General features: G+C 33.3%; 7 protein-coding genes. 3 read left to right on the plus strand and 4 right to left on the minus strand.

Annotated features, from left to right (window positions below; genetic code table 11):
• Window positions 1–657: 657 nt before the first annotated feature.
• Window positions 658–1419, plus strand: a complete 762-nt coding sequence (locus F4V57_RS14555) for a Slam-dependent surface lipoprotein (RefSeq protein ID WP_070070769.1) — start codon at window positions 658–660, stop codon at window positions 1417–1419.
• Between the two features lie 73 nt (window positions 1420–1492).
• A complete protein-coding gene (locus F4V57_RS14560) occupies window positions 1493–3004 on the plus strand; it encodes a porin family protein (RefSeq protein WP_070070768.1) in 1512 nt (503 codons plus the stop codon).
• Window positions 3005–3147: 143 nt separating this feature from the next.
• On the opposite strand, the gene F4V57_RS14565 is transcribed toward F4V57_RS14560, so the two are convergent.
• The 4 genes from F4V57_RS14565 to F4V57_RS14580 all read right to left on the minus strand — a co-directional run bounded on the left by F4V57_RS14565 (window position 3148) and on the right by F4V57_RS14580 (window position 5609).
• Window positions 3148–3360 (minus strand): transposase, encoded by a 213-nt coding sequence (locus F4V57_RS14565; RefSeq protein WP_407643013.1) that lies wholly within the window; start codon window positions 3358–3360, stop codon window positions 3148–3150.
• 185 nt (window positions 3361–3545) lie between these two features.
• A complete protein-coding gene (locus F4V57_RS14570) occupies window positions 3546–3755 on the minus strand; it encodes a cold-shock protein (protein WP_150330561.1) in 210 nt (69 codons plus the stop codon).
• A 314-nt stretch (window positions 3756–4069) separates the two neighbouring features.
• On the minus strand, window positions 4070–5071 hold the full coding sequence (locus tag F4V57_RS14575) for a FecR family protein (protein ID WP_070069724.1): 1002 nt from the start codon (window positions 5069–5071) through the stop codon (window positions 4070–4072).
• Window positions 5061–5609: a sigma-70 family RNA polymerase sigma factor gene (locus F4V57_RS14580; RefSeq protein ID WP_070069725.1), complete on the minus strand. Its 549-nt coding sequence runs from the start codon at window positions 5607–5609 to the stop codon at window positions 5061–5063. Before F4V57_RS14580 ends, F4V57_RS14575 begins: the two co-directional genes overlap by 11 nt.
• Window positions 5610–5828: 219 nt before the next feature.
• Between F4V57_RS14580 and F4V57_RS14585 the strand changes: the two genes are divergently transcribed.
• Window positions 5829–6156: hypothetical protein (locus F4V57_RS14585; RefSeq protein ID WP_407643014.1), on the plus strand; the 328-nt coding region annotated here is incomplete at its 3' end.

Genomic DNA, 6156 nt, shown 5'->3' on the forward strand with positions numbered 1-6156 from the left:
ACAATGAGCATCTAAGTATTGATTTTATTGGAACTAATTTGGGTAACCGTTACTATCTTGATCCAATTAGCCGATCTGCTACGCCAGCACCGGGACGTACCTGGAAACTGGCTTTAACCTATAATTTTTAATGGAGAATATCTATTGATAATATAAATATCGAGACTACATTATAGATTATGTATTACTTATCTTATTATGAGTTTTTTGTAATAAGGTAAGTTTTGTTGTTTATAAGTTTATAGGGTTGTTAGAATTTTTACCATTAAATATAGTGGTGAAAAATATTTTTTATATGCTTTTTTATTTGTTAAAATAATATAAGTTAATTAAAAAATAAATATAAAAAACTCTTGAAATAGTGTTTAATATTTTGTAGATTAATTAAACGGGTTAATATGAAAGATAAATATTAACTTGTGGCTACAAAATTAAACCATGTAGATAAGGTGCATTAATGGCTTTATTTATATGTAAACCAATAGTGATTGATTTTTATTAATCATTATTAATTCCTAAATAAAATGTTAAATTTTCCATTTACACAGACATAGAAAGAAATGAGAAAAACACAACATTTTATTTTAATGATAATCATTAAGTTTATCCATTAGATTTCTTAATGAAACTTTAAATCTTACAAAGAGTAACTATGTTATGAAAACTCAAAAAATTGTATTAGCGTTAATGACTTCATTAGCTATGGTAGGTGCAGCACATGCGGATTTTAAATCGGGACAAAGCTATGGGGGTGAAGAAGGTGATGGTTTACTTTCTTTAGGTACCTATAATGGGACTGCTGCAGGTGGTGTAGATGGTGTAAGTATTTTTGGACAGTCTCACGCATCTTTTTTACAACACTTTACTCGTCTAGGTGCCGATTCCAATGGTGTTTATAATGTTGCAGGTAGTGATATTCCCGGTCATGGTAATATTGGCGTCTGGAACTTTAAACAAGTAGGTAGTGCTGATGTCTGGTTTGGTAACTGGGCAACTGAAGTGGGTACTACAAAGGCAGCAGATCCTTCGACTTATACCGTATTTTATAATGGGCAAGCTGTGGATAGTGCAATTAGCTCTGCCAACTATGGTGTAACTGCTAACTATAGCGTTTCCGGTTTAAATAATGGTAATTATTATAGTGGTACCTATGTCGCTACTTTTGGTGCTTCAGCTACAGGCACTGGTACTTTAACCGGTACCTTAACTGATGGTACAAGTACCTTTAATGTCGGTACGGCAACCATTAACAATGCGACAGCAGCAATTAGTGGTTCCAATGCATCATGGACAGGCGGTAAAACTGCTTCTGGTGGTGTAGTTTCTGGTAACTTCTTTAATACACAAGCACAATTGGCCGGTATCGCAACATTTACCGATCGTTCTTATGACATCGCCTTTGGTGGTGTAAGACAATAAGTTTTATAAAGAAAGACTTGCTTCGGCAAGTCTTTCTTATTCTATTATCCTATTTTGCTATTGGTATTTATTAATGAAAAAAACATTGTTGTTCTGTGCATTATTATCGATCCAGCAATTTATATATGCTGCCGATGAAGATACTCAGTTACGACTTAATCAGGATATTCAGCAACAACAATTACAACGTGAACAAAACATCAAAGCATTACGAAAACAGGATACTAGCGAATTACCCACAATACTAATTAATGGTGAAGCCATTAAAGTTGAACAAAATATAGAAGAAGTCGGTCGGGCTCTGTATCTTTCCGTCATGCAAAATCAGTGGCAAGCTGTAAAAATTTATTTAGATGCTTATGTAAAACTAGAAAATTATGATCAATCTTTGGCCTTATTTGCACAAGGTGCATTGGCACGTGTACAAGGTCATCCAAAACAAGCCGAACAGGATTTTAAGCAGGCACTCGAATTACAACCGCAAAATCAAATTATCAAGCTGGAATTGGCAAGGGTATTGACAGAACAACAAAAAAATAAAGAAGCTAAACAAGTCTTTCAGCAAGTAAAGGATCATTTGGCACCCTCTACTGATCGTACAGCACAAAATATCGTGAAAAATGTCGAATCATATTTAAATGGATTAAAACAACGTGATGCATGGCAGGGCTCAATTGCTTTTGGTGGGCGTTATGCAACCAACCTAAATAATTCCGCAGAATATAATAATACTATTACTTGGTATGCAGCTGATACCAATGGTGATTATTTGCTTGATAAGGATGGCAATAAAATCTTTGTTGCTAATCAAAATGAAAGTAGTCCTGATCCGATTAATGCAACGGGACTGGATTATGAAGCAACCTTAAGTAAACGCTGGTCGCTTTCCAGCAATCATGGTATTGCCTTTCGAGGATTAGGTTATGGACAAGTCTATCCAAATGAACCTGATTATAACGAACTGACTTTTAACTTTAATGCCGGTTATAGTTATCAGGATCAGAAAAACCAGATATTATTTGCACCTGTATTTGAACATAAATATTTTGGACATGATCCTTATTATAATGCCTGGGGTGGACGGGCAGAATGGATGCGCTTTATTGGTCAGGACAAAGCATTCAAGCTAGAAACAGAAATCAAGGATTTTAATTATTCAAATTACACTACGCAAAATGGTGTGGAATATTCGGCTTTTGCAACTTTTTGGAAAATTTTGCCAAAACAATGGAGTTTGAATGCTGGGTTGGATTATGTCGATCATAATACTGAAGAACAATATTATACTGCTTACGAACAACAAGGTCTAAGACTGGGTGTCACTAAACAATTTAATGCCGGCTTTAATGCTTCACTTACTAATTCTTTTCGTTGGCGACAATATGATAAATATGTTGCAGTTTTTGGAACTAGACGCCATGACTTTGAACAAAATTATAATGTAACTGTTTCTGCACCTCGATGGCAGTTTTATGGTTTAATTCCAACGTTGAATTATCGTTATACTCATAATAAAAGTAATGTATACCAATATTATAGTTTTGATAAACATAATATTAGTTTAAAATTGGAACATCGGTTTTAAATTTTAACAAGTAATAATTTTTAGTTTGTAGAAATAAAATTAAGCGATCAAATTACATCAAAAAATAATTTGATTGCTTGTTGATTTAATAGTGGCGTTGACTTCAATTATACAGCGTTCTAAAGAATAGAAATTTAACTTAATTAAGGGAGTTTATATAATTGATTAGCAGATATATAAAAACTTTTACAGTCTAAGTTCATTTCAATTTCTTGTCCGCATTTGAGTTGAATTTTTTGACCCACTTCCACCCATTCCTGACGGCCTTCCATAAAATTTTGTATTCGCTTCAGAGGGATAATTTTGACAATTATTTCATGTCCGTTGGTTGCTTTGGCTACTAGCCATTCATTCATTTTCTTCATGGTTTTTAACTTTGTAAATTGGTTTAGATATTTAATTAATTTTGCAATATCATTTAAAATTGTGTTTCAAAAATAAGTTATTAAAAAAATTATCTAATATTAATTAAAATTTGAAAATAGTCTATAGAATTCATAAACTATTTACAGAACAAATAAAATTCAGTTCTTTAAAAATATTAAAGAACACGAATATCGTTGGCAGAAGGGCCTTTTTGTCCTTGACTGATCGTGAATTCTACTCTTTGGCCTTCGTGTAAAGTTTTAAAACCTTCTGAACGAATTTCTTTAAAATGGGCAAATACATCAGGACCTGATTGTTGCTGAATAAAACCAAAACCTTTAGTTTCGTTAAACCATTTTACTGTACCGGTGCAAACATTTGACATATATAATATCCTGTTTAAATTTAATAATGATTTGAAAAGATAATAATGTATTTAAAAAAATCAATTAAACGAAGGATTATGTATAAAACTGCGAATGATAAAATATTAATAAATATACTAATTCTTTTGGCTTTAAATTATACAGATTTTTAATAGTTATGCAAGTGAATTTTTAAGTATTTTAATTGTTGAATTTATATATATGATGCTAATTAAACTGATCAGGTTGTTTTAAATGATAAAATGAATTTAACTTAAATAGCGAAGGTATGAATGCTATAACAATCAGTTTTAGCAAAATAAAACCTTATCTCTCAAGGATTAGTACGAACTTTTGCATAAGTTACAAAATTTCCAACCTGAACAAAATCAATTTCTGGATATTGGGTTTTGAGCAAGCGTAATGTAGCATCCAGATCTTGATTTGTATTAATTACACCGGTAACTTTGATGTGACTTAAACGTGAATGATCAAAAATAATATAGCGGTTATAGTATGCATTTAGTCGGGTTAGTAAATCAGACAACGGTAATTCATCTGCAACAATTTGATGTTTTTGCCATGCCATTTGGATAGACACTGGGTTAATTGTTTCAATTTTCCCTAATCCTTGTTGATTAACCTGAATTTTTTCGCCTTCACTAACTACTTCTGAATGTGGTTGTAAAGCTTGATTTGTGGTCACTTGAACTTTGGAATGCAACATGCTTAATGTGCTACTGGTTGGATAGCGGTTGACAATAAATTGGGTACCTAGTGCCTTAAAGTTAGCTTGAGGTGTCTGTACAATGAGAGGGCGACCAGTATCCTTGGCAACATCAATATAAAGGTCGCCCTGAATTAATTCGATACGGCGTTGTGTTGCAGAAAAATCCAGTTTGATGGCAGATTTTGCGCTAAGTGTAATTTTTGAACCATCAGATAAGGTAAAGCTACGTGTTTCGGCAATCCCAGTTTTATAATCAGCTGTATAGTATTGCATTGGAAAATAACTATAAAAAATATAGGCAGAAAAACTGACAGCAGTAATTGCCAAGATTGTTTTTTTAAACAATGACAAAATATGTAATTTGTCCTGTTCGACAGCCTGAAAGGTTTGTTTAACAGTTTGGCTTTTTAGTGCGTGTTTTTGTGAGATTTTCTGAATCTCTTCATTAAATAAATTTAGCTCTTCAAAATAATGCAAATGTTCTGGATGGCTTTTTTTCCAGTCTTCAAATTGTTGTTGTATTTTTGCACGTTCCTGTGGATCATCACAATCTAGACGAATGATCCATAAAGCAATTTCACGCCGAATTTGCTGTTTATTCATCATTAAGTTCTGCGTTTAATCGATGTCGAGTTTCATAACATAGACTTAAACAATCTGCAAGATAGCCTTGAATGGTACGCAAGGAAAGTTGCAAGTTTTCTGCAATTTCTGTTTGGGTGTAGCCTTCAAAATAATACATTAGAAAGCTTTGTCTAGCAGTACTGTGTGTGGTGGATAGGGCAACAGTGAGAAAATCCAGAATCTGGATTACATCTTCAAAGCGACTTTGTTGCGAATCTTGTTCATCTAATTGTAATTGTTCACATAAGGCTTCCATATAATTTTTTTCAATGGTGTAACGGCGATGCTGATCAATCAGTAAATGTTTGGCAATATTAAGTAAATAAGCTCTAGGTTCTTGTAAGGCAGTAATTTTTTGTTGTGCTTGTAATAGACGTAAAAATGTATCCTGTACGATATCGGCTGCATTTAAGGGATGTTTGATCCGATGACGTAACCATTGCAATAGCCAGTCATGATGTTGCAAATACATTTCGCTAATTAAATGTTGCTGTGCTTTAGATGAGGTTGAGGAGGTCATGACATTTCCTGCACAGGTAAATAATAATTATTTTCGTTTAAATGTTTGCAAATTGCAATCAATTGTTCATAAATAATCATACAAAAAATCATTAGAAAACGAAATAAGAATTTTTTTTGCGTCTTTTCTCAAACTCATTCGTTATTAATAGTAGAGGCGGGATTTAATCGTATGCATCTTTGCATGTGTTGTGTGAGAAGGATTGAATTAGGCTGGATTATGTCGAATCTTGTTTTATCAAATGTGCTGTATACCTCAGCGATTAAAAGAAAATTTATTATCGTGTTTGCTGTGATGATAAGTCATGTTTTTATTCTATGGCTACTGATGAATGTGAGTGAGTCGTATCGACTGGACTCTCCACCGGTAACTAAAGCCATACAGGTGAAATTTGTATCATTATCGAAATCCTCACAAACGATAGAACAGGATAGCTCCGCAGCAACAGTAACAGCCCAACCGACAGTCAACACCACCACGCCGCAACCAATAATAAAAAAACCGGCACAGCAACCGATCCTGAGCAGTACTGACGCCACAAAAAAAA

It is taken from the genome of Acinetobacter qingfengensis (assembly GCF_008693185.1).
Lineage (GTDB): Bacteria > Pseudomonadota > Gammaproteobacteria > Pseudomonadales > Moraxellaceae > Acinetobacter > Acinetobacter qingfengensis.